This window comes from Rhizobium sp. RM, assembly GCF_013390595.1.
Lineage (GTDB): Bacteria > Pseudomonadota > Alphaproteobacteria > Rhizobiales > Rhizobiaceae > Agrobacterium.
Genome location: NZ_JACAWV010000022.1, coordinates 261,355 through 286,915, shown reverse-complemented (window position 1 = coordinate 286,915; position 25,561 = coordinate 261,355). Strand labels below are relative to the sequence as shown.

General features: G+C 57.8%; 26 protein-coding genes. 8 read left to right on the top strand and 18 right to left on the bottom strand.

Translation table 11 applies throughout. The annotated features are described in order from the left end of the window. Nucleotides 1-2: 2 nt before the first annotated feature. Nucleotides 3-1,535: an HWE histidine kinase domain-containing protein gene (locus HWX89_RS17935; RefSeq protein ID WP_353505704.1), complete on the bottom strand. Its 1,533-nt coding sequence runs from the start codon at nucleotides 1,533-1,535 to the stop codon at nucleotides 3-5. Nucleotides 1,536-1,779: 244 nt separating this feature from the next. Between HWX89_RS17935 and HWX89_RS17930 the strand changes: the two genes are divergently transcribed. After that, nucleotides 1,780-2,334, top strand: coding sequence for a GNAT family N-acetyltransferase (locus HWX89_RS17930; protein WP_138792496.1), 555 nt, complete (start codon nucleotides 1,780-1,782; stop codon nucleotides 2,332-2,334). Nucleotides 2,335-2,347: 13 nt separating this feature from the next. On the opposite strand, the gene HWX89_RS17925 is transcribed toward HWX89_RS17930, so the two are convergent. From HWX89_RS17925 to HWX89_RS17900, 7 genes are all read right to left on the bottom strand, one after another. Beyond that, a complete protein-coding gene (locus HWX89_RS17925) occupies nucleotides 2,348-3,106 on the bottom strand; it encodes a prephenate dehydrogenase (RefSeq protein WP_138792495.1) in 759 nt (252 codons plus the stop codon). 209 nt (nucleotides 3,107-3,315) lie between these two features. Next, the gene (locus tag HWX89_RS26285; protein ID WP_246705211.1) at nucleotides 3,316-3,516 is read right to left on the bottom strand and encodes a polysaccharide deacetylase family protein; all 201 of its coding nucleotides are present in this window, start codon (nucleotides 3,514-3,516) and stop codon (nucleotides 3,316-3,318) included. After that, on the bottom strand, nucleotides 3,513-4,094 hold the full coding sequence (locus tag HWX89_RS17920) for a polysaccharide deacetylase family protein (RefSeq protein ID WP_246705210.1): 582 nt from the start codon (nucleotides 4,092-4,094) through the stop codon (nucleotides 3,513-3,515). The genes HWX89_RS26285 and HWX89_RS17920 overlap by 4 nt, the downstream gene beginning before the upstream one ends. Before the next feature lie 199 nt (nucleotides 4,095-4,293). Beyond that, nucleotides 4,294-5,487 (bottom strand): (R)-mandelonitrile lyase, encoded by a 1,194-nt coding sequence (locus HWX89_RS17915; RefSeq protein ID WP_138792494.1) that lies wholly within the window; start codon nucleotides 5,485-5,487, stop codon nucleotides 4,294-4,296. Between the two features lie 130 nt (nucleotides 5,488-5,617). Further along, nucleotides 5,618-6,697, bottom strand: coding sequence for an alpha/beta hydrolase (locus HWX89_RS17910; protein WP_138792493.1), 1,080 nt, complete (start codon nucleotides 6,695-6,697; stop codon nucleotides 5,618-5,620). A gap of 32 nt (nucleotides 6,698-6,729) precedes the next feature. Continuing rightward, the gene (locus HWX89_RS17905) at nucleotides 6,730-7,200 is read right to left on the bottom strand and encodes a cyclophilin-like fold protein (protein ID WP_138792492.1); all 471 of its coding nucleotides are present in this window, start codon (nucleotides 7,198-7,200) and stop codon (nucleotides 6,730-6,732) included. After that, on the bottom strand, nucleotides 7,197-8,393 hold the full coding sequence (locus HWX89_RS17900) for an MFS transporter (protein WP_138792491.1): 1,197 nt from the start codon (nucleotides 8,391-8,393) through the stop codon (nucleotides 7,197-7,199). The genes HWX89_RS17905 and HWX89_RS17900 overlap by 4 nt, the downstream gene beginning before the upstream one ends. A gap of 122 nt (nucleotides 8,394-8,515) precedes the next feature. On the opposite strand from HWX89_RS17900, the gene HWX89_RS17895 reads away from it, so the two are divergent. Beyond that, on the top strand, nucleotides 8,516-9,409 hold the full coding sequence (locus HWX89_RS17895) for a LysR family transcriptional regulator (protein ID WP_138792490.1): 894 nt from the start codon (nucleotides 8,516-8,518) through the stop codon (nucleotides 9,407-9,409). Between the two features lie 89 nt (nucleotides 9,410-9,498). Here HWX89_RS17895 and HWX89_RS17890 read toward each other — a convergent pair whose 3' ends face one another. Then, nucleotides 9,499-10,149 carry an NADPH-dependent F420 reductase gene (locus HWX89_RS17890; protein ID WP_353505716.1) on the bottom strand — a complete coding sequence of 217 codons (651 nt, stop codon included), beginning with the start codon at nucleotides 10,147-10,149 and terminating at the stop codon, nucleotides 9,499-9,501. Nucleotides 10,150-10,226: 77 nt separating this feature from the next. On the opposite strand from HWX89_RS17890, the gene HWX89_RS17885 reads away from it, so the two are divergent. Next, nucleotides 10,227-11,117, top strand: a complete 891-nt coding sequence (locus HWX89_RS17885; protein WP_138792488.1) for a LysR family transcriptional regulator — start codon at nucleotides 10,227-10,229, stop codon at nucleotides 11,115-11,117. 44 nt (nucleotides 11,118-11,161) lie between these two features. Here the strand turns inward: HWX89_RS17885 and gstA are convergent, their stop codons facing one another. Next, nucleotides 11,162-11,797 (bottom strand): glutathione transferase GstA, encoded by a 636-nt coding sequence (gene gstA, locus HWX89_RS17880; protein ID WP_138792487.1) that lies wholly within the window; start codon nucleotides 11,795-11,797, stop codon nucleotides 11,162-11,164. A 150-nt stretch (nucleotides 11,798-11,947) separates the two neighbouring features. On the opposite strand from gstA, the gene HWX89_RS17875 reads away from it, so the two are divergent. Then, nucleotides 11,948-12,280, top strand: coding sequence for a winged helix-turn-helix transcriptional regulator (locus tag HWX89_RS17875; RefSeq protein ID WP_138792486.1), 333 nt, complete (start codon nucleotides 11,948-11,950; stop codon nucleotides 12,278-12,280). 41 nt (nucleotides 12,281-12,321) lie between these two features. Here the strand turns inward: HWX89_RS17875 and HWX89_RS17870 are convergent, their stop codons facing one another. From HWX89_RS17870 to HWX89_RS17840, 7 genes are all read right to left on the bottom strand, one after another. After that, on the bottom strand, nucleotides 12,322-12,717 hold the full coding sequence (locus HWX89_RS17870; protein WP_138792485.1) for a hypothetical protein: 396 nt from the start codon (nucleotides 12,715-12,717) through the stop codon (nucleotides 12,322-12,324). Continuing rightward, nucleotides 12,714-12,917, bottom strand: coding sequence for a Pam3-gp28 family putative phage holin (locus tag HWX89_RS17865; protein ID WP_138792484.1), 204 nt, complete (start codon nucleotides 12,915-12,917; stop codon nucleotides 12,714-12,716). Before HWX89_RS17865 ends, HWX89_RS17870 begins: the two co-directional genes overlap by 4 nt. Nucleotides 12,918-12,978: 61 nt before the next feature. Beyond that, nucleotides 12,979-13,230 carry a hypothetical protein gene (locus HWX89_RS17860; protein WP_138792483.1) on the bottom strand — a complete coding sequence of 84 codons (252 nt, stop codon included), beginning with the start codon at nucleotides 13,228-13,230 and terminating at the stop codon, nucleotides 12,979-12,981. Nucleotides 13,231-13,314: 84 nt separating this feature from the next. Further along, nucleotides 13,315-13,893 (bottom strand): hypothetical protein, encoded by a 579-nt coding sequence (locus HWX89_RS17855; RefSeq protein WP_138792482.1) that lies wholly within the window; start codon nucleotides 13,891-13,893, stop codon nucleotides 13,315-13,317. A gap of 9 nt (nucleotides 13,894-13,902) precedes the next feature. Then, the gene (locus tag HWX89_RS17850; protein WP_138792481.1) at nucleotides 13,903-15,342 is read right to left on the bottom strand and encodes a hypothetical protein; all 1,440 of its coding nucleotides are present in this window, start codon (nucleotides 15,340-15,342) and stop codon (nucleotides 13,903-13,905) included. 47 nt (nucleotides 15,343-15,389) lie between these two features. Next, a complete protein-coding gene (locus HWX89_RS17845; RefSeq protein WP_138792480.1) occupies nucleotides 15,390-19,202 on the bottom strand; it encodes a hypothetical protein in 3,813 nt (1,270 codons plus the stop codon). Between the two features lie 83 nt (nucleotides 19,203-19,285). Next, on the bottom strand, nucleotides 19,286-21,979 hold the full coding sequence (locus HWX89_RS17840) for a hypothetical protein (protein ID WP_138792479.1): 2,694 nt from the start codon (nucleotides 21,977-21,979) through the stop codon (nucleotides 19,286-19,288). 58 nt (nucleotides 21,980-22,037) lie between these two features. On the opposite strand from HWX89_RS17840, the gene HWX89_RS17835 reads away from it, so the two are divergent. Further along, entirely contained in the window at nucleotides 22,038-22,757 is a 720-nt protein-coding gene (locus HWX89_RS17835; protein WP_210271445.1) for a hypothetical protein, read from the top strand. A gap of 309 nt (nucleotides 22,758-23,066) precedes the next feature. Continuing rightward, nucleotides 23,067-23,441: a hypothetical protein gene (locus HWX89_RS17830; RefSeq protein ID WP_138792477.1), complete on the top strand. Its 375-nt coding sequence runs from the start codon at nucleotides 23,067-23,069 to the stop codon at nucleotides 23,439-23,441. Nucleotides 23,442-23,547: 106 nt separating this feature from the next. Here the strand turns inward: HWX89_RS17830 and HWX89_RS17825 are convergent, their stop codons facing one another. Continuing rightward, nucleotides 23,548-24,423: a LysR family transcriptional regulator gene (locus HWX89_RS17825; protein WP_138792476.1), complete on the bottom strand. Its 876-nt coding sequence runs from the start codon at nucleotides 24,421-24,423 to the stop codon at nucleotides 23,548-23,550. 146 nt (nucleotides 24,424-24,569) lie between these two features. Between HWX89_RS17825 and HWX89_RS17820 the strand changes: the two genes are divergently transcribed. Beyond that, a complete protein-coding gene (locus HWX89_RS17820) occupies nucleotides 24,570-25,298 on the top strand; it encodes a glutamine amidotransferase (protein ID WP_210271444.1) in 729 nt (242 codons plus the stop codon). A 28-nt stretch (nucleotides 25,299-25,326) separates the two neighbouring features. Then, entirely contained in the window at nucleotides 25,327-25,551 is a 225-nt protein-coding gene (locus tag HWX89_RS17815) for a tautomerase family protein (protein ID WP_138792475.1), read from the top strand. Nucleotides 25,552-25,561 lie beyond the last annotated feature (10 nt).

Below are 25,561 nucleotides of genomic sequence, written 5' to 3'. Positions count from 1 at the left end.
CCTTACGCCGCCTGTACCTGAACAAGCGGTGCCTTGAATTCGGCACTGAAGCCCGATGGAGCGTAACTCAGCCGAACCTGTCCGGTTCCCACGAGGCCCATTTTTATCAGTTTCGAGCCAAAACCCTTGCTGGTTGGTTCCACGGCGGGAGGGCCGTTTTCTTCGTCCCAGGACAGAACAAGCTCATCCGCGCCGTCTTCCTGCCGCTCTACACCCCAGCGAACGCATACGCTGCCTTCCGCAACGGAAAGAGCCCCGTATTTCAGGGCATTGGTGGCAAGTTCGTGCAACAGCAGCGAGATGGAGAGTGTGGCGCGGGCTCCAAGATCGACGCTTGGCCCATCGAGGCGAAAACGGCTCGGATCGACCAGCGCGCCGAGGACGGCCGAAACCACATCACCGATTTTGGCTTCGGCCCAATTCTGTTGCAGCAGAACGTCGTGGGCGGTCGACAGCGCGTGCAGTCTCTGCATGAAGGCATCGACAGGTTCACGGTCTGGAATGGGCCGAAGCGTCTGTGCCGCGATCGCCTGTATCATCGCAAAGGTATTTTTCATGCGATGGCTGAGTTCGTGGTTGAGAACCTTCTGCGCTTCGTCGGCATTGGCCTTGAGCTGCGCTACGGCCTTGCGCTCACTGTTGTCGGTAAAAAGAATGCCGACGCGCAGTTCCGAAGGATCGCCAACGCGAAACGCGTGCACGTCGAACCAGCGTTGTTCCAGTTCGTTGGCGAAGTGTTCGAAACGAACAGCCTCGCCCGAGCGCGCCACCCGACCATATATCTCGAACCAGTGTTCCTCGTGATTGGGTGCCAGATCGCGCATCCATTTGCCATGGGCGTCCACCAGTCCCGTCTGGTCTGCAAAAGCGGGGTTGATTTCGATGAAACGATAATCCACGGCCCGTTCACCATCGAATTTCATTTCGACGATGCAGAAGCCGTCCTCGATGGCGTCGAAGAGCGTTCTGTACTGGTTTTCGGTCAGTCGCTTCTGAATATCGAGATCGTTTTGCCGCGTGATCGCCTCGTTGCGGGCATTGATCGCACGTTTCAGTTCCAGTTGCGTCATGACCTGGCGGGCAAGATTGCGCAGACCTTCGGCCTGTTGCTCGTTCAGCCCTTCCGGGCGTGGCTTGTTGTCGATGACACAAAGGCTGCCAAGCGCGTTGCCCGCTTCGTCACGAAGCGGCGCGCCGGCGTAGAAACGGATATGCGGCGAACCGGTGACCAGCGGGTTTTTATTCGTGCGCGGGTCTTGCGTGAGATCGGGAATGACCAGCAAATCTTTTTCGAGCAGGGCATGGGCGCAGACTGAACTGTCCAGATCCGTCTCGCAGGGTTCGAAGCCGACCTTGGCCTTGAACCATTGCCGTGTGCCGCTGACCAGGCTGACCAGGGCTACCGGTGTTTCGCAGATCAGACAGGCAAGCGATACGATGTCGTCAAAGCCCTGTTCTGGCGGGGTGTCGAGAACGGCGAAGTCGTCGAGGGCGGCAAGGCGCGTTTTGTTCTGAACGTATTCTGGAATCGACACTGTAAGCCTATATTCGAAGCACCGCGAAAACGCGACAATGACACTTCTGCCGCCAAATAAAAAGAGGCTGTAACCTTAGCGTCCGGCCTATCAGGCAAGTCTAAAAGACGATCTCCCGGTGCCTCGCAGGGATTGTGCTTCTCGTTGCGATGCAATCCGGTTTCGCTCTTCGTGTGCTGGCGCGTTCACGCCGTTGTCGTGAAAAGAGGTTAGGGGCGACGGCTCTGATGGAAACTGGCTGGGAATGGCAGACATGATCGTGACGAAACGCCTGCAATTATGCCGTCTGGACGATCGCCATCGTCACGCATTCGCGATGATGCATGCCGACCGGGAGGTGATGGAAGACCTTGGCGGGCCTGTCGATCACGCGGAAAGCGAGGCCAAGTTCGACCGGTATCTGACCGCACTGGCTGAACATGGCGTTGCCCGCTGGGCGGTCGAAGACAGCAAAGGCGATTTCCTCGGATATTGTGGCGTGATGCCGCGCATGGCGAGGGAGCATCCCCTCGGTCCGCATTTCGAAGTCGGCTGGCGGTTCAACCGCGCCGCATGGGGAAATGGGTATGCGGCGGAAAGTGCGGGGGCGGCGCTGACACATGCCGTCACCGATCTCGGCCTGACCGGCATTGTCTCCTACACCGGTGCAGCCAATCTGCGCTCGCAGAGCGTGATGCGAAAGCTTGGCCTGGTTCGCGACGCAGCGCGTGATTTCACCATCACGCACCTGTCAAAGCCGTGGCACGGTCTGGTCTGGACGGTTCCCGTCGATTTCCGTCCGACCCTGACCAGCAGGTAGCATCGCGCGCACATCACGGTCGCGACGGGGCCGATGGCATGTCCAGAGCAGAGGTGACCGATTTGAACTGCCGGATCATGTCACCGGCATAGGGATTTGCGCCGAGGATCGCCTGAAACACTTCCGGTGCATCGTGGCGAACCATGTCCACGGCGGACATCAGCGCATCGAAGCTTTTTGTCGTCAGGCGTGTCTGTCTCAGGTCCATCTGCAGAAGCAGGTTGGCAACAAGGTGTGTCAGCCCCTGAACCTGCGCGGCATCGCGGTCATGATCGTCAGGCGTGGTGACGATGACATCGAGGCCAAGCCTGCGGAAGAAGGCGGCAACACGCAGGTGAGGCCCACGCACCGGGCAGACGGCGATCCGCAGCCCGCGAATGCCGCCTCTCGCACTCTGCGGTCCAAACAGCGGATGCGTCGCGACAATCTCGACGGTGTCGGGAAGCAGCTCCTTCATCATGGCAGCGGGTCCGGTCTTGACGCTGCCGACATCGAGCACGAGCGTTGCGGGTTTCAGATGCGGGGCAATTTCGATCAGCACATCGCGCATCCTGCTGACCGGCATGGCCAACACCACGATGGCGCATTGCGCCGCTGCTTCAAGCGAAACAACCGATACGCCGAGCCTTTCGGCGCGGGCGATATCCGGCGCGATGTCAAAGACGCGGATATCGAAATGCGGGCCAAGGTGTTCGGCAATCAGTTGACCGAAGGCACCGAAGCCAATGATCCCCAGCGATATCAGGGGCAGTTCTTGGGAAACGTCAGACATGACATCCTCGAAAAAGGCCACACGGCCAGAGGCGTCCGTCAAAATCAAACCGCTGGCCAGGCAGCGGTTGAACAATATGATGAACCCGCCGCTATTTCAGCAGCGCATAATACAGGCCGGCAAAGGTCGTAACGGTCATCATGAGAGCCGAATAGCAAGCCGCATTCTGCAAGTCAACGAAGCTTTGCGGGGGTAGTTATGCCGGCCTTTCAGTCGCTTGCGACGACCTGCGGTTCGTAGGTTGTCAGATCTTCGAACTTGTAGCCGCGTTTCTTCAATTCGCGGATCACCGTGCGAAGATTGTTTTCTCCGTCGAACTTGTCCTGAAACATCTGGTCGTGCATCAGCAGGATCATCTTTCCGCGCGTGACGAAGCGGTTATGCGCGAAGAGCGCGTCGATCTCGTTCACCAGTGTCCTCGCGGATTGAACAGGCTTGCCGTCATTGTAGTGAACCCATTCATATGATCCCAGCCAAACAGGCGGAAACCGGCCTCGCTGACCAGTTCGAAGTCCAGCCGCTCCTGTCCCCATTCGCGCACATCGAGCGAAAGGTCTTCGGAGTGGATGTTCTGCAATCGAAACACGTTCCGTCCCGGTAATCTCGCAGGCGTCGGCTTTGCCAGACCGAGAACGCCATTGGCCTTCTCGAAATCCGCAATGACGCCATCGCTGTTCGAATAGAACTGTCTGTAGCGGTTATGGGCGTGGCTGTAGCTGTGATTGCCGACGACGACGGCATCCAGCGATTTTGCCTCGCTCAGAACAGCGCGGCCGCCGTCTTGCGTTTCAACGTGAAGGCCGACCATGAACATCGTTGCCGGCACGTTTTCTTCGAACAGCACCTGCAGAACATTTTCCGTGCCGGGAAGCGGGCCGTCATCGAAGGTCAGATAGATGGTTCGCTCGGCGGCCTTGGCCGATGGAGTGCAAAACGCGGCAAAGGCCACGGCAGCAACAAGGACTCGAAATCTGTCACCAAACCGCATCCGCACGATCTCCCAGGCCGCCATGGCGTGGAGAGTGCCACAATCAGACGGCGAGACGCAATGTCATCGACAAACTTCTACGATACGGATTGGTCGTGTCGAGAAGAAAGGGCAGGGAGCGCCCCCTTCTCTTTCCGGTTCTGCGAATGCTGGCATGTGCGCGGTCAGACAATGCCTTGTTCGACCGCAGCGGGCGCGTTCACTCCGTTGCCGCACCGGATGCATAGTCGCTGTCCGCCACCTTCTCCATCCAGGTCACGGAGCTTCCGTTCAGCGCTTCCGCTACGGCGAAATGGCTCATGGCTTCATCTGCCGAGGCCCCGTGCCAATGCCGGACAAGCGGCGGTATCCAGACAATGTCACCGGTGGTGACTTCCTGGACGTCTTCACCTTCCTTCTGCACCCAGCCCCGGCCACTCAGGATATAAAGTGTCTGACCGAGAGGGTGCGTATGCCATGCGGTGCGTGCGCCCGCTGTGAAGGAAACGGTTGCGCCGCCGACACGCGCCGGCTGCGCGGCCTGATAGAAGCTCGAGATTTCCACCTTGCCGGTGAAATACTGCTCTGGCGCCGCAATCATCCCGGTTCCTGCGCGGGTGATCTCGATATCGGCATTCGCAGCGTTTGCCGGGGTAGCGTTCCTGCCTTCCAGCACCTGCTTCAGCACCGGCACAGCCGACATGGCGCGAGGCCAGCCGGCGTAGAAAGCCACATGGCTCAACACTTCCGAGGCTTCGGCCTGTGACAGGCCATTATCCATGGCCCGGTTGGCGTGGAACGGCAATTGTTCGGGCTGACCGAGTGCAATCAGCGCGGCAACCGTGATGAGACTGCGGTCGCGGGCGGAGAGATCGGGCCGTTGCCAGAGATCGCCGAAGAGGACGCGGTTGGTGAGGTCTGCGAGCGTTGCGGCTGTCGGCGCCACAGCGGTGTTGACGGTGTTTGCGCGGGCTGCCTCTGCGGCGGCTTCCAGTTCGATGCGCGGACCGGTGCTGTTTTCCACCGGCGCGATGCTACGCTCATCGAAAACCTTCTTGGTTTCCGTGACTGCGGAGATGGCGTTCGGCCAACCGGAATAAAATCCGAGATGGGTGATGATCTCGCCGATTTCTTCCGGCTTCACGCCATTGTCCAGCGCGCGCCCAATATGGGCGGCAATCTGCGCGGTCTTGCCTGTCGAAACGAGTGCTGAAACGGTGACCAGGCTGCGGTCGCGTGGTGAGAGGTCGGCCCGTTCCCAGACCTCACCGAAGAGAACGCTGTCGGTGAAATGCCCGAGACCGGGTGCGACGTCATAGACGGCCGGTGGGGCAATCCGCCGGCGTTCTTCCTGTGCTTCTGCGCCAGTGGCGGCGAGGGCGGAGATGGCGAAACTTGCAGCAATGTTTTTCATGTCGGTATCCTTTGTCGTGCAGACAGGCGCGGTCGGCAGGAAACGTCTGCCGAACGGGCCTGTGACGTGGGGATTGACGTCGCCGTTCATCGGCGACGCAGAGTTTCAGGGGTGATTTGTTTTGTTCGTCTCAAGCCAGATGCTGGCCGAAGAAATCGGCGATCCGGTCGAACGGGATCTTGTCCATCCGGTCATAAAGATCGGTGTGGTTGGCGCCGGGAACGATCAGCAACTCTTTCGGTTCTGCCGCTGCGGCAAAGGCCGTTTCGCTGAAATAGCGGGAATGCGCCTTTTCGCCGTGGACGAAGAGAACCGGGCGCGGTGAAATCTCGGCGATATAGGTCAGGATCGGCATGTTCATGAATGACAGCGGCGTCGTCTGGCTCCAGGCGTTTCCGGAGTTGACGGCTCGGGCATGGTAGCCGCGCGGCGTCATGTAATAATCGTGGTAGTCGACGAGAAACTGAGCCTCGCCACCCTTCAGCTCGTTATAGGGCGGCTGGTAGGCGGGCGTGCCATTTTGCGCATCCTGCCAGCGTTGCCGGCTCATCTGTTCAAGCGCCTGAGTGCGCTGCTCAAGGGTAACGCTGTCATTGTAGCCTTTCGACATGACGCGGGTCATGTCGTACATGGTGCTGGCCACCACGGCCTTGACGCGCTTGTCCACGGCCACCGCATTCAGCGCCATGCCGCCCCAGCCGCAGATACCGATGATACCGAGACGCTCGCGGTCAACGAAAGATTGCAGTCCAAGATAATCGACCGCAGCACTGAAATCCTCGGTGTTGATATCGGGTGACGCAACGTTGCGGGGTTCACCACCGCTTTCGCCCGTATAGGACGGATCGAAGGCCAGTGCCGCAAAGCCACGCTCGGCCATTGTCTGTGCATAAAGGCCCGATGACTGTTCCTTGACCGCGCCGAACGGACCACTGATGGCGAGACCTGCGAGCGGTGCGCTGCCGCGATCCTTCGGCAAATAGAGGTCACCGGCGAGCGTGATGCCGTAGCGGTTCCTGAACGAGACCTTTTGATGGTCAACACGGTCGCTCTTGGCAAAGACCTTGTCCCATGTGACGTCCTGCGCCAACGCCGCCGACTGGCCAGCCACGGTTACCATGCTCAATGCGGCGACCGTCAGGCCGGTTGTCTTCATCAGATTTCGTCTGCTGGTGTTGAGGGTTTCAATTGTTTCGACGTGTCTGGTCATGCAGAAATCTCCTGCGTGTTTGAGGTTTCGGGTCATGGGAGGGGTTCGATGCGAAGTGGAAATTTCCCGGCGAGATGAAGGGCATCCCGGCCTTCATCAACACGCCCAAGCCGGATCAGACCGGGGTGTTTGTAATCGGCGTAAAACATCGCCAGATTGCCCCAGGGCATGTAGTAGCAGAGGTCGTATGGGCGCTCGTTGTCGAATGGACCGTGGCCTTCCGTCGTGAGCTTGCGCGGCAGATAGGCGATCTTCTCGTTGGAGCTGAAGTCATCGATCGTCAGGTTGAGCGGAAGCATCGTGAAAAAGTCGCGGGCGGATGCATTGTCATAGAGCGATGCGCTCATGCTTCTGTCGGCGAATGTCAGCCTGATCTTCATGTCGGTCATGTCCTGATTGTTGGGGGCGCTTTTGCCGAAGACGTGTGCGGGCAGGACGAGGGCTGTCAGCGCCGTTGCCAGAAGTGTTCTCCGCTGCGGTTTCGGCGCATTCGATCTCTTCATGGCCGGTTCCGTGCGGCCCGCCATGCGGCGACGGAAAGAAGCGAGGAGCAGAACAGGAGAAGCGCGCTCATCGAGAATGTCGACTGCCAGCCCTGCGCATCGAAGACCAGTCCGCCCGCCGATGCCCCCGCCGTGATGGCGAGCTGGATGACGGCGACCTGAAGCCCGCCGCCGGCCTCGGCATCATCGGGAAGCGTGCGGCTCAGCCACGTTCCCCAACCGACCGGTGCCGCCGTGCCGAGGAAGCCCCAGCCGATCAAGGCGGCGAAGACCGGGATTTTCATACCCCCGAAAGCGATCATGAACAGGGCGACAACGGCCATCAGCAGCGGGATGGTGATCAGAATGCCGAACAGGCGGTGTTGCAGCACTCTTCCGACCACCCAGGTTCCGACCGCTCCCGCCAGACCCATGACAAGCAGGAACAGCGACAGCGTTTCGATGTGGACCCGTGTGACCTGTTCCAGAAACGGGCGGAGATAGGTGAAAAGCGCAAACTGCCCCATGAACAGCGTCAGGATCGCCGCCATGCCCATTGCCACCGGCAACCGCGCCAGAAGCCTGAACACGTTGAGCGATGCGCGTTCCCGACGAGGGGGAAGGGATGGCAGGCTGACCCATTGCCAGACAAGCGCAAGCAGACCCACTGGTACGACCAGAAAGAAGGCGCCACGCCAGCCGATATAGGCACCGAGAAGACTGCCAAGCGGGGCTGACACGGTTGCCGCGATGGCATTGCCGGCATTCAGCAGAGCGAGCGCTTTCGGTATCTCTTCATTGGGGACAAGCCGCATGACGATGGATGTCGACATCGACCAGAAACCGCCGATCGATACGCCCAGCAGGGCGCGTCCCAGCATCAGAACGGGGTAGGAGGGGGCGAAGGTGACAATGGCGCCCGATACCATCAGCAGCGCCGTCAGGCCGAGAACGACGGTCCGGCGGTCCAGCCTGCGGATGACGGAGGCAATGCACAGGCTGGTCAGCACGGCAAAGATGCCGGAAACCGATATGGCCTGACCGGTATTTCCTTCGGAAACACCGAGATCAGTGGCAATGGGCGTGAGCAGGCTGACCGGCATAAATTCAGAGGCGATCAGAACGAAAACGCACAGTGTCATGGATAGCACCGCGCTCCAGGCAGCGGGCGCCGTCTCCTTCGCTTGAACGTTTTCGTTGTAGGTGAGTGTCATATGGCGCCGCCTGTCGAAACCGGGTTTCTCTCTATGGCGCCAGGATATTGTCGCTCTACTTTGCGGACAATCCGTGCTAATCCGCATGGACTTATCGAAATACAATATTAATAGGAGCGGCCATGCAGCGTGAGGACATGAAGGATCTGCTGTGGTTTCTCGAGGTTGCGAAGGCGCAGAGCTTCACCAAGGCGGCAGCGACACTTGGTACGTCGCAATCGACGCTCAGCTATACGATCAAGCAACTGGAGGCACGGCTAGGCGTGCGTCTGCTGACGAGGACCACGCGCAGCGTTGCGACGACCGAGGCTGGCGAGCGTCTGTTCCAGTCGCTTTCGCCGCGTTTTGAGGGAATTGAGGCTGATCTGGCCGACCTCGTCGCCTTTCGTGAAAAGCCCTCGGGCACCGTGCGTCTGACGCTCTCCGACCACGCCTTGCAGATGACCGTCTGGCCAAAATTGAGCAGGGTGCTTTCGGGTTACCCCGACATCCGCGTCGAACTCTATAGCGACAACGGCATGCGCAATATTGTCGAGGAACGTTTCGATGCGGGTGTGCGGCTCGGTGAGAGCGTCGACAAGGACATGATTGCCGTGCGTATCGGTCCGGACTGGCGTTTGCGGGCGGTGGGTTCACCCGATTATTTTGCCAGCCACGGCATTCCACGGGTGCCGCAGGATCTTGTCGGGCATATCTGCATCAACACGCGCCAGGCTACCTGGGGCGGATTTTATGCCTGGGAATTTGAAAAGGACGGCCGCGAGCTTCGGGTCAGGGTGGATGGGCAACTGAGTTTCAACTCGTCGATCGCGCAGATCGACGCCGCCATGAAAGGATATGGAATTGCCTATATACCCGAGGATCTCGTCGAGGAGCACATTGCTGCCGGCAGATTGCAGGGCGTACTCGACGACTGGTGTGAACCGTTTACGGGCTATCATCTCTATTATGCCAGCAGACGGCAGATGTCGCCGGCGATGAAGGTTGTGCTTGAGGCGCTGCGCTATCACGGATGATGCTGGATTTTACGTCGCGATATTCCGGTTGACTGAAAGGAAGGGGCGGGATGCCCCTTCGATTTTATGCGATCGCTGTTCTCTCGTCTTCAGCGTTGGGTTTCTGCCAGCGTCTGTCTGAGGCGGTCGGTGTTCATCGGTACGCAATAGGCTGGCCGGTCACGCTCGAAACGCCAGCCTTCAGACAGAGGGCCGACATCCACCGCGTCAAAGCCGAATTCATCATAAAGCCTGATGGCTATGGCCTTGCCTTCCTTGCTGTCACCGGCAAGAGGCAAGGCGCGGCGCTCAGTCGAGTCTGCGGGGCGGCCATCCGTTTCGAGATCATTCATGGTAACCGCGTTGAAGGCTTTGACGATGCGCGATTGCGGAAGGTGTTTTGCCAGAAGTTCGCTTGTCGTGGTCGTGCCGGCATCCAGTTCGGCTATGCCACCATCGCGTTCCCGGTAGTAGTTGTTGGTGTCGATCACCACCTTGCCCGCCAGAGGCGCCACCGGAATGGAACGATAGGCGGCAAGCGGAATGGCAACGACCACGATATCGCCAAAGGCGGCAGCTTCTTCCACCGTGCCGACCTCGCAGCCAACGCCGTATTTGAGGCTGAACAGGGTTTGCGGTCCGCGTGAATTGCTGAGCATGACCTTATGGCCCGCAGCGACGGCAAGCTTGCCGATGGCGCGGCCGACAAAACCTGCGCCGATAATTCCGATGTTCATGTCGTATCTCCGTGTTGATGGGATGACGGAGGTTTAATTTGATGTCAAAACCGGATAAATTCTCCATATTGAACGACATTCAACACTGTCAGGGGTTAATCGTGGACAGGCTTACCAGCATGGCGGTTTTCGTCAAATCGGCGGATCTGGGTTCTTTTGCCGGTGCCGCCGAGGCCATGGGCATCTCGCCGCAGATGGTCGCCAAGCACGTCGTGTTTCTGGAAGACCGGCTGGGCACTGCGCTGCTGCACCGGACAACGCGGCGCCAGAGCCTGACGGATGTGGGCCGCGCCTATTATGATCGCTGCAAGCAACTGCTTTCGGAGGTCGAGGCGGCGGAATCCGTGGCGAAGGAGATGCGCTCGCGTCCGAAAGGCGTGCTGCGCGTCAACGCACCCATGACCTTTGGCGCCTTCAGCCTCGCGCCATTTGTCACCCGCTATCTCAGCCGCTACCCGGATATGCAGATCGACCTGACGCTGAACGACCGTTTTGTCGACCCGCTGGAAGAAGGTTTCGAGGTGATGGTGCGTGTCGGGGAGGTCAGTGATGCAGCCCTTGTTGCCCATCCTCTTGCGCCATACCGACTGATTGCCTGCGCGTCTCCGGATTATCTGGCGCGACGCGGCGTGCCCAGGACGCCAGCCGAACTCGCAAAACATGATTGCCTGGCCTATGCCTACTGGTCCCCCTCCGTTCCCTGCCGCTGGCAGTTCAGCCGCAACGGCAGGACCGAAGAGGTGCAGGCGACGGGACGCATCCGCAGCAACGACTGGAAAGCACTGTTGCATGCCGCTAAAGAGGGTTTCGGTGTTACCCTGGGGCCTGAGAGCGTATTAGACGCCGAAATCGCCGCCGGTCGGCTTGTGCGGGTATTGCCGGATTATGAAGGACCGGTTCGGCCGATGCATGTGATCTATCCGGCGGGGCGCCGACCGACCGTGAAGGTGCAAAGCTTCGTGCAGGCGGTCTTGGAGGAGTTCGGCGAATGAAATTCCCGGCGCCATGCCGCATGATGTCGCCGGGAGGTGAGAGGTCAATGAAAGGCCAGACCTTCTTCCTGGAGTGACTGTTTCACTGCCTCTCTTTGCCGCATGCGTATGTACCATGCCTGCAGGTTGAGGAAGGCATCGAAACGAATATCGGCGTTATAGTAGGATTTCAGCCAGGATGCCTGACCCCAGCCGGTCAGCGCGAACAGATAGGCATCGGCAACGGTGAAGCGGTCTCCCAGCAGATACGGGGCTTTTGCCAGTTGCTCATCAATCCAGGCGAAGCGTTTTAGCAGTTTCGGCCGTGCCGTCTCCAGATAGCGACCGGCGAGGTCCGCGTAGAGCAGCGGTATGAACCCCTTATGGATTTCCGTCGCCAGGAAGCCCAGCATTTCCTGCAGCTTGTAGCGCTCAAATGTTCCGTTGGCTGGCGCCAGGCAGCGTTCCGGTTTCAGATCGGCCAGATATTGCAGAATGGCGGCGCCTTCGAACAGTACGCGGCCATCATTCAACTGCAGGGCCGGAATGTAACCATTGGGGTTGATCCGGTAAAAATCCTCACCTGTTTCGTCTTTTCGATCTCTGACGTTTACCTTGATAAACTCGACCGCCAGTTCAAGTTCGTTGGCGACGATATGCGATGCGAGCGAGCATGCCGCCGGCATATAATAGAGTTTCATTGCTGTCTCCGAATGTGTCTCTGCGCGAACCCGTGTCGTATTGCTCGCGGCAGGAAACCCACTTAATGGAGGCGGTATAAAAACGTAAGAACGCAAAATATTGTCATCTAGGTACATAAATTATACCTGTCTTCGCGAAAGGCGCCCGTTATGAAGGATAGCGTGACCGGCTGTTCGGTTGAGGAAACAATGCGTCTGCTGGGCGGGCGATGGCGGTTGCTGATTGCTTCCTATCTGGTGGATGGTCCGAAGCGGTTCAATGAATTGCGCAGGCTTGTGCCGGGTATTTCGCAGCGGATGTTGACGCTTGATCTTCGTGCCCTGGAAGAGGCGGGACTGGTGATGCGCACCGTCTATCCCACCATTCCCGTCAAGGTGGAGTATTCGCTGACCAGCGATGGTCGGCGTCTGGAGAAGCTCGTTGCGGTGGTAAAGGAATTCGGCCTTTGGCTGAAGGCGCGCGACGACGTTCAAAGAGGATGAGTGCGGCTCTTTTGCCGTTGCGCGAATTAAAGTGGCGTTCGCTACCGGCGGATGCGACGAGCCAGCAGCGCGCCGGCATCCCCGATGACGATTGCCGGTATCAGGATCAGCGCCATCTCGTTGATGTGATTGGGTACATCCACAACAACGAGATTTAGCCCAAACCACGGGTTGACGATCTGCACCAGGTAGATTGCCGCCCACCAGAGGCCAAAGGGAACGACGATCAGCCAGCGTCCGACGCGGGTGGCGCTCCAGCGATCGGCTGTTTCGGCTATGGCAATATCGCGGGTTGCCTCAAGGCGCTTGATCGTTTCGTCGGCGGCGAGACGATCCCTGTCCGTTTCTGCAGCCAGTTTCGCCTGATAGGCGGCAAGCAAGGGCGCGGTGAATTTTTCGACCAGTCCGCCAAGCAGGAGGTTGGTGAGCCACGTCATCTTGCCCAACCGAATCTATGGGCAAGCACATACCAGCCTTCCGCCAAGGCGGCGATGAGCGCACCGATGAGGATCTGCAGCGCCATGGCAATATCGGGATCTCCGGACATCAGGTCTCCGAGTTCAGGCGCGATAAACCCCTGGGTAACAAGGATCGCCGCGATATACCGCAACAGAATGCGAATGAAGACGAGCGTCATGTGTGGTGCTCTCCTTTGATGACGGAGGCAGGATTGTTGGGGAATGGTTGTTCGCGCAAATCTAGAGATGGGTGGAGAGCGCACCGGCGGCAAAGGCCTTGAACAAGAGTGCGATCATTGGCCCCAGAACGAGCAGCAGCAGCGCCCAAAGCGCGTTGCGTATCCTGTCGGCGATCTTGCCGACACTGCCTTCAATGCGCATCAGCGCGGCGTTGATATGGGGTTGCTGCGCTTCCAGCGTGACAAGCCGCTCTTTCATGTCGTTGATCCGCGCATGAAGTTTTTCGACTTCGCTTCTGATAACCTCATCCATCGTGCTGCTGCCATGTTGTTGGGGAATTGCTTGGTTTCGGGGCGTGGATCGTTCGCGTTTGAAGCAATTTTCCACGCCCGGAAATCAGGCCTGTTGTGCTTGCCGCCACAGAGTGTCGACAGCCGATTCATCGAGATCGAGCGCGGAGGCGATCGTCAGCAAGGTCGGATGCGACCGCTCAAACGCACTGGCATCGGCCCACTCGATCTCGGCTTCCTGTTTTTCCAATCCTTCCGGCATTGAGGCAATCGCAGCCTCTACACTGGCAAGCGAAATCTGGTTTCTGACCAGCGTCAGCCGCAACTGGCGTCGTGAGACGGGTTTGAAGATTTCCGTTGCAGGCGGATCGGGTGGTGCTGGCGTCAGCAAGCCATCTCGATAGATCATGTCCTCGGTGATGTCAGAAGGCTCCGCATCAATGCCCAGCACAATCCTGTCATTGGGGACCATGCGCGAGGGGTCATGCTCGACATTGGTCACTTTGCGCGTGGCAGGGTCAACCATCGCCCAGGCACCATAAATGGCATTCAGAAAGTTGCCCTGGTTATCCCAGGTGGTGAGGCTGCGCCTCAGATCATACCAATCCTGGCCCTCCTGGTTGGCAAAGGTCATGATGCCGGTAGAACTGGTCAGGCTGAAATGGCCGAAGTCAATGATGTCCATGATGATGCCTCACGCATAATGTGCGGTGATCCAACCGCGAACGGGGTCGAAGAGTTGGAGGTAGCGATAAACATAGTTGAAGTCGAAGGTACCACCGGCGTTGTCCGTCCAATAATAGGTTCCTGTCATTGCTGCTCCTTGAGGGACCTCATGCCATACCCCTTCGTCATTCCGTAATCCCCGGTTGCGCGACACCCACCTCGAATTGAGGTTCGCAACGCGATCATTGGCCCAGGCCATCGCGCGGTTTTCCAGGCGATCGTTGAGGTCACCCAGTTCCGATGTCCAGACCTTGCCATTGTCACTGACGCGAAGTTTCCAGGTGCCGTCGGCGCCTACCAAGCCAATCATGCCGTCGTTGTGATGCAGGCTACGGATCTGATTGTTGTCGGTATCAATGAGCGTGACGGAAGGACCTGTATTTTGAATTCTGAGGTCGCCGGTCATGGTGTCGCCACCCCTGGCGATCTTTTCGGCGATTGCCGTATCGCGCTGGCTGACTGTCTCGTCTATTTCACTCTTGGTGTAATAGTCACCAAGTGCCGTTTCCAATCCATCGACCTTCGCAACCGGCAAAAGGCCGGTCATGTTGGCGAGATCGAACACATCGCCGCCGATGCCTTGCGGATCGTAGTCGAGGCGCAGCATGTCACCTACGGTTTCGATGGTGACCCAGACAAAATCATAATCGGAATCGCTGGATTTGACCAAGAACTGCTTGGTGGTACCGCCGGAGAAACGCGCGGTCACTCCAGCCATGAGTTCCGCCTCTGCGCGTGCTTCGATGGCATAGTGGCGGGATGAATATGCGTCTCCTGTGACAATGATGCCATGTGGATTGCTGGCCCATTTTTCGGCGAGGTCGCGCGCCTCCAATGTACCGTGGTAGGCGTGGCTGATCGTGTCGATGTTCGTGCTGACGGTCTGTAGCGCATCGGTAACCTCTGCGACGGCGGCAATATTTTCCTGCATGCCAACGACCGTATCGATCGCATCGGCACTGTCTGCAAGACGAAGGATATCGCCCACAAGTTCATCGAGTTCGGAGGCGTCGGCCGATGCCGGCAGTTTCACGGCGCGGCTGACTTCTTCCTGCAGTTGCTGGTCGCGCATGGCGGCCAGATCAAGCGCTGTTTCCACCACTTCGGCGAAATAGGCGCCCTGGTTTTCAAGGTCGATTTCCTGCACGAAGGGGACAGAAAGCAGCAGTGTGATCTTGAAGCCCGTCTCCGGCGCGACCAGCAGGACCGCACTTCCACCGCCATCTTCGCCAACGCCTGTCACCGTGTAGTCCGTCTGGTGTTGGAGTATGGTGTCGGTGCCGTCGGGTGCGGTGTGCAGAACCCTCAAATGCAGGGGATCGTAGATCTTGAATTTATATTCGAAGGTCTTCGTCGCGCCATTGCCGTTGTAAGGGCCGGATCGGTTCACTTCGCTGGGAATTGTCATGTTAGCTCGCGCCTTGTGAATGTTGCCGAACCCTAGGCGCGAGAAGGTTATTTCCCTGAATTGCCCATCGAATATTCGATTGGGAGTTTTCTCTGCTCCGAAATCTGCCGAAAGAAGTCTTCGATGCTCCGGTGGATCTGGTCCGCTGACCAGTCCGTCCCTAGCCCGGAGGCATGAACGATCGCCGCGACGTCGAATCTGTCGATGTTATCGCCTGCGAAGGACGTATGGACGACCTCCGCAAGCATATTGGCCTCATGGACCTCCACAGGGTTTGCGCGGTCCCTGATTGCGGGCAGGGTACTCGTTGCGAAATGATGTTCGGTTCCTTCGATCGCCTCGAGGATTACAGCATTGGCAAAAAACAGCATGGAGAGATCAATCGCCAGCGATACGCCTGCGTGCTTTGATTGCTGAATGGGTATGTCGCGGTGGGCAGAAATTGCGCCACTGTCGTTGAAGAGAATCCTGGCGTTGAGATAAGAGCCAAGTGCCGAGACCAATCGTTCGACATCGCTCAGATCGGCATTGCCTGAGATGCAGGAACGTTTGATCAGATCGTCTGCATGCGCGACGGCCATTGCGTCATCGTTTGCGAAACTGCGTAAACCTTGATGATAGCGGGCAAGCCAGCAAGGTACCTCTACAATCCGGTGGTGTAGGTTCTGTACCAGCCAAAAGGTGATTTCGCTCCAGGCCGTCGCCGCGTTGCCCACATGTTTTCCGCGAGCATCTTGCCGCCCGGCCATGACGGTCGATTTACGGGCAATGTCATCCAACACATCCGGGCGAAGAGCGTCTCGCACACCAATTGCGAAGTCGTTTTTTCCGACCAGAGACATGAACTGCGAGAGGCCGGTCGCCTGCGAAAGGACCGTTGCCAGAGCCGTGACGAGGCGTGTCACGGTCAAATTCTCTCTGGCAACGGAAGCAGTGTGGCCAAGCAGGTCGGCAAGGCGTATCTCCGCTGCGGCGACATCACCGAGCCAGTTTTGCAATCCAGCGAGATCGGCAGTTTTATCGGCTTGATCGAAGATGCTGCGAATGCGGTCATCGTGAAGAATACGCCTCGTGTTCGAGAGGGTTTCGCCGAGTTCAAGATCGAGAACAAGTCCGTCGACATGCCGGTGCAAGACAAAGAGGTCGAGATCGACGTGGCCGTCTCTCGCCACCTTCTCGTGATGGCTATGCCCGGCGAGCGTCTGCGCCCTGACGAATTGTCCTGTCATGACAGCTTTTGAAATGCCCATATCTCCAGGTGGTGGCATCATCCCTCGATCAATGTTCTGATCACTGGAAGAGGAAGGGAAGGAGGGCTGGTTACGATAGGCAAGGGGATAAAAGCCGCCAGACAGCTCGTTGCCGCCGATGATCACAGGTTCGGCTTTCACCCACTGCGGCGCGGCCCCTGTCGTTCGCTTTTCGCGTGCGGCAATCTCGGGCTGGAACGATGCCAGATAGTCCCAGATGGATTGCACGAAGCGTGCATCCCGTTCGTCAAGGGAGCCCAGAATGGCGTCGATCTGCGCATCGTTCAGGGCGTCATGGCTGCCAGTCTCGGTCAGGTGTTGGCGGTTTGTCGTGTTGCCGCAGTTCAGGGCAATGGCGATCCTGTCCCATTTGGACAGGGCGGAACCGAGTCCGGGCGCAAGCATGCGCCGCGCCATGTCGCGTCGTTCTTCGGGGGAGTAAACATCATAGAGCGCGGCCAGATCGCTGGCAGCCTTTCGCCTGCGCCCCACAAGCCGTTCTGCGGCATCATCAACGGGCGCTTTGATCGCGTCATAGGCAACACCGGTATCTACACCGTCGATGTGCCGCAGCGTTGTCATGGCGGCCACAGTGGGATCGAGATGCGCATTTTCTCCGGCTAAAGCGCCTGCCTGGAGGGCCTTTTCAACAGCGCCGACCACCCCTGAAACGGTTTGATGCAAATCCCTGTCATGCGTGGCGTCGATCAGCCTGTTGGCACGTTGTGCGCTGTGCTCCACGTTCCTGATGCTGTCAATCACGTCGCGAAGCGTGCGGACTGATCCCTTCCTGTAGGGGGAAGGCCTGGCGTCAGACAGCACGCTGTCGGTAATGGCAAGCTCATTTCCCCTGCGTGCTGCTTTCATAGCGGCGACATAGGCATCCAGTTGGCCGCGCCCATCGGGCTCGTCTGGTGTTGTCGGGCGAAAACTGTAACGACCCAGCAGGTCATCGATCGCTGAGAGATAATCGACACGATCGCTGTCGTGATGTCCGGCATCGGTTATTTTTTCGCGGATGGTCGGGTCGCTGAAGCGCTGGAGATAGGTCTCGATCGCTTCGATTTCGCCAGCGATCTTTCGGCTTTCGACATAGAGCGAATGATTGAGCAATTGTCGGCGTTTGGCGTCGTAAAGCTTCTCAGCCATATCCTGTTCGTCCGGCTCGCTTGGCGTCTTGGCTTTCGCGGAGCGGGCTTTTTTCAATTCTGCGCCAAGGTCGGCCGCTTCATCGGCCGCCCAGCGTTCAACGGCCAGAAAGCGGTCACTGGCTACGGCATCCTCAACGGGCATGCGGGCGGTAGAGGTTTCCGCGTAAGCCTGCGCCTGTTTGAGTGTCAGCGTATCCGAACGGTTGGCGATCCTGCCGATTGCCGCGAGTTCGATTTCCAGCCATTTCCCGCGTGTATCATTGTGCACGGCGTCCAGCGCCCTGATATCGACAGAGCCATCCAGAAGCATATCGCCGTGGCGATGGCGCATGATCTGCTCGACGTTGAAAGCAACAGCATCAAGGCGGCTCGGCGCTTGCACCATGGCGTGCACAAGTTCATCGCCGGATGAATAGCCGAAGATGCCGGCAACGTCGTCAGGGTCCAGCCCACCTTTTTCAGCATAAACGGTCTGCTGCCCGCGCGGCAGGGCATCCAGAATGTTCGTACCATAGCGTTTGACAAGGACTGCCTTGTCGAGACGAAGGGGCTCAAGCACATTTGCGTCGCTATCGTCCAGCCGTCGGCCATTGGTCATCCATTCAATTGCGCGGTAGACACCTTCTGCGCTGATCGACCGCTCGACGTCGCGGCGCACCGCGGCCTTTTCCCGGCTGTAGTTTTTCTGCCGCTCGCGCCGCAACGGCTCCATCGCGCCACCCAGAAGCTGCGCTTTCGCTTCATCTTCAGCCTGACGGCGCAGATCCAGAAATTGCTCGTAATCCGTCTCTGGCAGACCCATCGCTTCCGCCGTATCAAAGACCGGATCTGTCTCGCCGGTGGACTGGCGGGCGAACTCTGCGTGGCTGGCGCTTTCCATTGCGCGGTTGAAGATTTCACTGACCTCGGCATGTATCGGCACGCCCTGGATCGTCATGGCGCCATAGATCGAGGTCAGCCATTTCAGATAGGTTTCAAACATGCCGAGAAGATCAGGTGAGGGCGCCTTGCCTTCTATCAGATAGGTTTCGAAGGCCTGATTGAACTGCGCCCGCATCGCCTCATCAATGGCCGCGTCCATCGCTGCATTGCCGGTCGTACCTTTGTCGAGTGCGGTCAGCACCGAGGCTTTAGAGATCTTGGCCCTGCGCTGGCTGGATTTGCGCCCGATCCGTGTGGCCATCGCGATGGTATCGGCATTGTTTCGCCACCACCCCATCAGCACGGCCATGTCTTCAGCGGATTTTACGGCGCCGCGGCTGCCCATGTCCTCTGTTGCCTGCAGGAAAAAGCGGCTGCTTCCTTGAATAATGGTGGAAAGGTCAGAACCGCCGAACAGATCGACGATGGTATCACCGGCGGCGTGGTCCGAAAACTGAAAGAGGCCGCGTGTGCCACCCGTCGCCCTGTCGAGGAGCAGGGGGGATTGTTTGGAGTGAAGTTTATCGGCTGCTCTCATCTTAGCATATTTCTCAACAGGGGCATTGTGCCGGATTTCAGGGGAGTTTCTGTCTCGCGTGGCTCTATGCTTGTTCATGGCCATCACGGTTTCCTGCTGTTTTTGGCAGGCTGGTTATGGATCACGCCCCTGATCCTGCTGTTCTGGCCAACAAATGAATTGTGAGACTGCGGAAACGCTTCGGAAAACGGTTTTGCGTTTTTAAAGGTGAACGTTGGTCCTGATGTTGGCGAACGGATTTCGCCGCGAGTCAAAGTGGGTTCAACAGACGCAGTTTCACCGTTCTGCATGATTTTCCGGTGAGATGATGCCGGTTGCTGCGGTAGCGGAAACCGCTGCAGAAAAGCGTGTGTCGTCATGCCGTTACGACCAGCCAGCGCCGCATAAAAGGCGGGATATGCTACCGACTGTTTCATTACAGTGTCTGGGCTGGCACCGTGGTTCAGAAGACGTGACTGGACGTCGGCGGCGATACGATGTTCGGCTGCAAGGTCGGCTTCGGCGCGTTTACGCCTCACCGCGTCGTCTCCAAAGGCTTTGACAATGAATTCATCGCGACGCGCTTCGAGATTCCCGGCTTCGGTAAAGGTGGGTGTTGATGGGTCGAAACGCATGTTGTCTTTCACAAATGCGTCGTGTTGCGATCCAGCGATCTTCGTGGCGTAGATGCCTGCCGGTATTTTAAGATCGCCGCCGGTGGTTAGGGCAGTATCCAGATCAGCGCGATTTATACCAAAGCCATCAAGATAGCCGTAAGGGTCGATACCCTTTGCTTTCAGGTGGTCGGTAAATGCCTTGGCCGGTACGAGTTGATTTTCAATAGGTGTTCCAGCCGTGATCCTGGATATGTGGTCGCGGTACGTTTCCGGTGCTTGGTTGCGGATGGCCGAGGACTGGGCCGCTGAGGACATCTCCTCGGCTTGTGTACGCGCAACCTTTGCTTTTGATGCGGATCTGAAGTCAGACAATGTCTTGTACCCGGCCTTTCCGAGAGAGGCGGGAACCAGCGCAGATTTTGATACTGAATCTTTCAGGATCTCGTTCCAGTCGGCTTTTTGTCCAGAAGCCAGACGCGCGAAATATTCTCCCGACGCACTCCCAATGGCATCTGTCATGTTTTCTGCAAGCGCTTGGACCATGTGGTTGTCGAGGTCTATTTTATTTCCCAGTCCCGCAGTTGCGGTGTCAAACGCAGCAATAACCAGACCACGCGTAACTCCGCGTTCATTCGCCTCCTTCATCAAGTAAGGGTCAGAGAGCATCCGCTGGACGTGCTCCGGATTGGAGAAGTCGAGTTTTTTTTCTTTGAAAAAATCGACTGACGCCTTGTTCGATTCGATTGCGTATGATGTCCCGAACTCTACCGCTAACAACATGTTGGGGTTGCGCGCTACGGCGGCTGCTCCTGCCATCAAAGCCATCTTTGGAGCATTTTCGCCGAGAGTTTCTGCAGACCAAGCCAGAAAACCCAATGGGTTGTTCATCATTGTGTGGCCGAAATTTTGCAGCGTATTGCCCAGTGTAGCGCCTTCGACAAACATGGTTTTTTCGGCCCCAGTGGCGAGGGCGGACTTTTTGGCGCTTTTGATTCTTTCGTGATTTTTTGCAAGCGCCTCGGCGAATTCCAGGGAGCTGGCGTAATCATCCGTATCGGTCAAATTGGCGTATTTCGCGTCGATATATCTTGCTGCGGCAAAGAAAATTTCCGGCGGAGTGATGAAAAACACATTCTCACCATCCGGAGTTTTGATCCTTTCGCTATCCAGGATGTCGCCGAAGGATAACTGCCGGTCCTTGTGGCGGCGAGCGGTGTGATTGAACATGTGGTAGTTATAATGCGCGGCTATACCCTCGGTGGCGCGGATATAAGTGTTGCCCGTTGCTTCTAAAAAACCGTCGGCACTTTCTTTTGGAGGGGGCGGCGGCCCCTCTCTATTGTCGACGACGTCCGGGCTTTCAATCGGATCTACGGGTGCAACTGACGAGCTTGCCTGTTGCAAGGCTTCGTCTCGCGCAGGCTGAGTGGTCTGCTTTTGCTCGCCGGCCCCAGCAGGCTGCGTCACCGGCTCTGATGATGCAGGAGGCTGCTGAGTTAAAGGGGCGGTGGTCTGGTCCGTTGCCGCGTCAATCTGGTTCTCTGTTTCGTTTGCGATACTCGTTGGTGCGACAGGAGCTGACGGTGCCGGGCCTGGGGGAGTAACAGAGACGGCGGGGTTTGCAGTGCGTCCAACGTCACCGTCCGTATTGCTTCCGGCTACCGGCGTCGTGACAGGAGTGAAGGGTGACCGGGATTGTTGGGCTGTCGGACCAGCCGTTTGGTACATCAGGCTGTTGGGCTGGCCTGTCGCGCGTTCGCCAGTATCCGTTTTGCCTGGCGCAGCCGGCTGGTAAAACACGCTGTTGCGCCGGTCTTTCTCACGTTCCGTTGCATCTTTGGCGATCCGGTCAAATGTTGCGAGATTTTCGAGATCACGTTCGGCACTTTCGCCATTGGTGCGGTTTTCCGCCAGCCAGGCGGCGAGGCGTGGGTGTTCTTTGAGCAGTTTTGCCCGACGGATTGTGTCAATCGTTCTCTGAAACTCAGCCTCGTTCCCCATGATGATGGAATGCGGTGGGGCAGGGTGGCCGGTCGCCTCTGAATATGCCTGGCCAAGCCTGGCTGTTTTCGAAAAAACGTCTGGTTTTTCATCCCCAGATTGCATATCGATATCGGGTGAGACAGCATCCCGACGGTGGTTCTCTTTTCCTTGAGTTTCGCGGTCGGGTTGAGTGTCCAAGGCATGCCTCTCCTGTTTGATTGAGGCATGGTTACGGGGGCAATGGTTGTGGGGGTGAATGATGCGCACAGAAGCCGTAAGCCGTCTTGTCGGCTGGGTGGGCTTGTTGTTGTGTGGGCTGGTCATGCCCGCTCATGCAGCACCGCCCGGAGATTACGCGCCGCCGGAATTCTGGCAGGGCATCAGGGCGGGAGACAGTTACGACCGGGTGAAAGCGCAGCCCGGCTGGACTGAATGCGGCGGTGCGCCTCGAACACGGTTGTGCCACCACGATCCAGGGCCGAAGGGCGATACAGAGGCATTCGTACTGAAGTTCCTGGGTGAAAGGGCGTTTTCGGGTACGTTCGGCATGGCAGGTGCCGAAAATTTCCTGCCGCTCTACAGGCGTTTTCAGCTTTCCGGGTCGGGAAACACGACAACCATTCGGATCAAAACGTTATTTGTCGAGGTCGATCTTTTCAAGGATATGCATGAGCTGGGGGTCAAGAACGCGCTCTTGAAAGCCTTGCCGCTCATCGATCCGAAAAACGTAGAGGCACTGTTAGAACTTCAATTCGTTCCACGCCGTTTGGAAGAGGGCGCTCGCTATCGGAATGCTGATGAGTATTTGGAGGCCTTGCCTCCCGGTGCACTTGTTTTGACGGCTCAGAGAAATCCACTGCGCGAGGTCAATATTGCAGTCATCATGTTCGCATTGAACCTGGCCGACAAAAAGATTCTGTTTCCCGAGTATTGCGTCGATCAATGCAAGTCATGGAGAATGCCCGAGGGAAACTGAGGCATTCGCGTTCGAAAACGTGCGAGGGTCTACCGCATTCCAGATTTTTTTCATTGTGCGTGGATTTTCATCTTTAAATTGTATTGTAATGTGTCGTTCTTGCTCCCTGTTGCGGGTGCGTTGGGCAATGATTGCGTCGATACGTTGTGACCCGTTTTTGAGGCTGATCGGTTCTCTCTCTGGCCGACAGAACGATGTTTCCGAATGGTCTGTGGACAATTGCAGGTTCTCGACGAAGCCGTAAGGCGTTTGAGCTTCGACGTACGCTACAGATGAATAACTAGAAATTTTTAGGATAAGGATTATGCGATGAATGAATTTGACATGATGATCGGGGGAAACTTTTTCCTGCTCATTCTCCTTGTTGCCTTTGTCACATTTGGCTGCATGCTGAAAATCTCCAGATGGTTCAAGCGCAGCATCGCCACGACGCTGCTGATATGCCTGATGGGGCCGGTTCTGGGTCTGTTGGTCGGCACGGTCACGGTTTTCGTTTTGGCGCTTTTCAACTATTTGCCATCCACACTTGCGACGGTGACGAGTAACCCGCTCGGCTCACTCGCCTATTTTCTGGAGACGGGATTTCCGATCAGCGTGGGCTCCCCTCTCAGCATCATCTTTTTTCTGTTCTTCCGGCCCAAAGCAGCTTCGCCTGAGCAGAGTGTTGCCGGCGCAGACTCCTGAGCCATTTGAACTGATGTGGTGAGGGGGTGTCCGCGTGGCGGCAATGCTGCTGCGTCTGGACACCGGCAGGCCGGATGCCACAATCGGATCGCCTGTGGCACCCATCTTATTTATCCTGGCTGCGCTTCAGTTCGCCACGCAGCGCCTCCAGTGCCACTGAGGAATAGCCGCGGCGGGTTATGAGGTGTGTGCGGGTCTTTCCAAACCGTGGCGGAAGGGGAATGGCCTGTACCTCAGCCTCGGTGTGGACGGCGCGAAGCACGGAACGTGGCATGATGCCGATGCCTGAACCGGCCGCGACGCAGGCGGTGATCGCATGGTAGGAACCGAGTTCGAGAACCCTTTCCGGCATGATGTTTGAGCTGGAGAGCCAGTCCTCGAAAATGCGCCGATAGGAGCACCCGGTGGCAAAGGCAATGACGGTGCGTTTTGCCAGTTGCCGTGCGGCCTCAATAGACGCCACCTCTTTGGCGCCGATCAGCACCAGTTCCTCCGTAAAGGCCGGGCAGGTGTCCAGATCGTCGGCCTGAAATGGCTCCGACACAAAGGCGGCTTCCACATCGTAGTTGCGGACACGCTCGATCATCGAGGTTGTGTCGCCTGTCACCAGTTCCAGGCGAACGTCCGGATAACGTTGATGGTAAGATGCCAGCAGGGGCGGCAGGCGGGCGGCTGCCGTGCTTTCCAGTGTGCCAATTCTCAGTGTTCCGCTTGGAGCACGAGAGCGCAGCGCCGCTTCCGCCTCGTTGGACAGGCGCAACAACCTTTCTGCATAGGTCAGAAGCAGTTGTCCCTCGGCGGTGAGAACCAGCTTGCCGCCTTCGCGGTGAAACAGCGAGACCTGTAACCGCTCTTCGAGGTTTTTGACCCGTGTCGTGATGTTCGACTGGACCCTGTTCAGCCGCATCGCTGCTTTCGTTATGCCGCCGCAGTCCACGACAGCCTTGAAGATTTCAAGCGAGTCTATGTCTATGTTTCTCAATTCAAGAACTCCATATCTCTATTATTCATTTTTCAAGATGGGGAAGGCAAGCTAGAAATGTCGCGGACGGATCGGAGCTGTTGCTGCTGTCAGCGCCTTGCCAACTCCAACCCATTCTTGCGAGGATCACCTTGGATTTTTCTCCCTTGCTGCTCATACAGGTCGGCACGCCGCCTGAAGCCATCCGCACCCGGCATGGCGATCTGCCGCAGTGGTTCCGGCATGCGCTGGGGCCGTTGGCTGAAACGCTGCAAGTGGTCCGTGTTTTCGACGGAGAGGTGTTGCCCGCGCCGGAAAGCATTTGCGGCGCAATCATCACCGGTTCGTGGGACATGGTGACGGAACGTTTGCCGTGGAGCGAAGCGACAGCGCAATGGATCGGTCAGGCGATGGCAATCGACCTGCCGCTGTTCGGCGTTTGTTACGGTCATCAGCTCATGGCGCATGCTCTGGGCGGTCACGTTGACTATCATCCAGATGGGCGCGAGATCGGAACGCAGACGATCCGCCTTCTGGAGGGTGCAGAGCATGATCCACTGCTTCAGGCCATGCCGCCGCTATTTCCTGCGCATCTGACCCACATGCAGACCATCATAAGGCTTCCACCCGGCGCCCAGGCACTTGCCGCGTCCAGTCACGATCCGCATCAGATCGTCCGTTATGGGCGCAATGCCATATCCACACAGTTTCACCCCGAGTTCACGCCGGAGATCGGTGCGGCAATCATTCACCTGCGCGCAGATGTATTGCGCAATGAGGGACGAGACCCGGACAGCCTGCTTGCGGCGGTTGTGGATGCACCAGAGCCGGTTGGACTGCTCCGCCGCTTTGCGGTGCAGGCGCTGAGCCGTCAGCAGCTCGAGACCAGTGCCTAGTTTCACGTAACAATATGGAGGAGATCATATGCCCTACGTCAACATCAAGGTTACCGGCGGCTCGGAGGCACCAACCGCTGAGCAGAAAGCGGAACTCATCCGTGAGGTTACGCAGCTTCTGGCCCGCGTCCTGAACAAGAACCCGGAAACAACCGTGGTCATCATCGATGAGGTCTCCATGGACAATTGGGGTGTCGGTGGCGAAAGCACGACCGTTCGCCGGCAGAAAAGCAAATCGCAGAGGCCGGTTTAAGACCAGCATG

What these genes read in the sequence shown, in the direction of transcription:
- HWX89_RS17930 (WP_138792496.1), top strand. Translation starts at nt 1,780, where the DNA reads ATGGCAGACATGATCGTGACGAAACGCCTGCAATTATGCCGTCTGGAC.
- HWX89_RS17925 (WP_138792495.1), bottom strand. Translation starts at nt 3,106, where the DNA reads ATGTCTGACGTTTCCCAAGAACTGCCCCTGATATCGCTGGGGATCATT.
- HWX89_RS17920 (WP_246705210.1), bottom strand. Translation starts at nt 4,094, where the DNA reads ATGCGGTTTGGTGACAGATTTCGAGTCCTTGTTGCTGCCGTGGCCTTT.
- HWX89_RS17915 (WP_138792494.1), bottom strand. Translation starts at nt 5,487, where the DNA reads ATGAAAAACATTGCTGCAAGTTTCGCCATCTCCGCCCTCGCCGCCACT.
- HWX89_RS17910 (WP_138792493.1), bottom strand. Translation starts at nt 6,697, where the DNA reads ATGACCAGACACGTCGAAACAATTGAAACCCTCAACACCAGCAGACGA.
- HWX89_RS17905 (WP_138792492.1), bottom strand. Translation starts at nt 7,200, where the DNA reads ATGAAGAGATCGAATGCGCCGAAACCGCAGCGGAGAACACTTCTGGCA.
- HWX89_RS17900 (WP_138792491.1), bottom strand. Translation starts at nt 8,393, where the DNA reads ATGACACTCACCTACAACGAAAACGTTCAAGCGAAGGAGACGGCGCCC.
- HWX89_RS17895 (WP_138792490.1), top strand. Translation starts at nt 8,516, where the DNA reads ATGCAGCGTGAGGACATGAAGGATCTGCTGTGGTTTCTCGAGGTTGCG.
- gstA (WP_138792487.1), bottom strand. Translation starts at nt 11,797, where the DNA reads ATGAAACTCTATTATATGCCGGCGGCATGCTCGCTCGCATCGCATATC.
- HWX89_RS17875 (WP_138792486.1), top strand. Translation starts at nt 11,948, where the DNA reads ATGAAGGATAGCGTGACCGGCTGTTCGGTTGAGGAAACAATGCGTCTG.
- HWX89_RS17870 (WP_138792485.1), bottom strand. Translation starts at nt 12,717, where the DNA reads ATGACGTGGCTCACCAACCTCCTGCTTGGCGGACTGGTCGAAAAATTC.
- HWX89_RS17865 (WP_138792484.1), bottom strand. Translation starts at nt 12,917, where the DNA reads ATGACGCTCGTCTTCATTCGCATTCTGTTGCGGTATATCGCGGCGATC.
- HWX89_RS17860 (WP_138792483.1), bottom strand. Translation starts at nt 13,230, where the DNA reads ATGGATGAGGTTATCAGAAGCGAAGTCGAAAAACTTCATGCGCGGATC.
- HWX89_RS17855 (WP_138792482.1), bottom strand. Translation starts at nt 13,893, where the DNA reads ATGGACATCATTGACTTCGGCCATTTCAGCCTGACCAGTTCTACCGGC.
- HWX89_RS17850 (WP_138792481.1), bottom strand. Translation starts at nt 15,342, where the DNA reads ATGACAATTCCCAGCGAAGTGAACCGATCCGGCCCTTACAACGGCAAT.
- HWX89_RS17845 (WP_138792480.1), bottom strand. Translation starts at nt 19,202, where the DNA reads ATGAGAGCAGCCGATAAACTTCACTCCAAACAATCCCCCCTGCTCCTC.
- HWX89_RS17835 (WP_210271445.1), top strand. Translation starts at nt 22,038, where the DNA reads ATGATGCGCACAGAAGCCGTAAGCCGTCTTGTCGGCTGGGTGGGCTTG.
- HWX89_RS17830 (WP_138792477.1), top strand. Translation starts at nt 23,067, where the DNA reads ATGAATGAATTTGACATGATGATCGGGGGAAACTTTTTCCTGCTCATT.
- HWX89_RS17815 (WP_138792475.1), top strand. Translation starts at nt 25,327, where the DNA reads ATGCCCTACGTCAACATCAAGGTTACCGGCGGCTCGGAGGCACCAACC.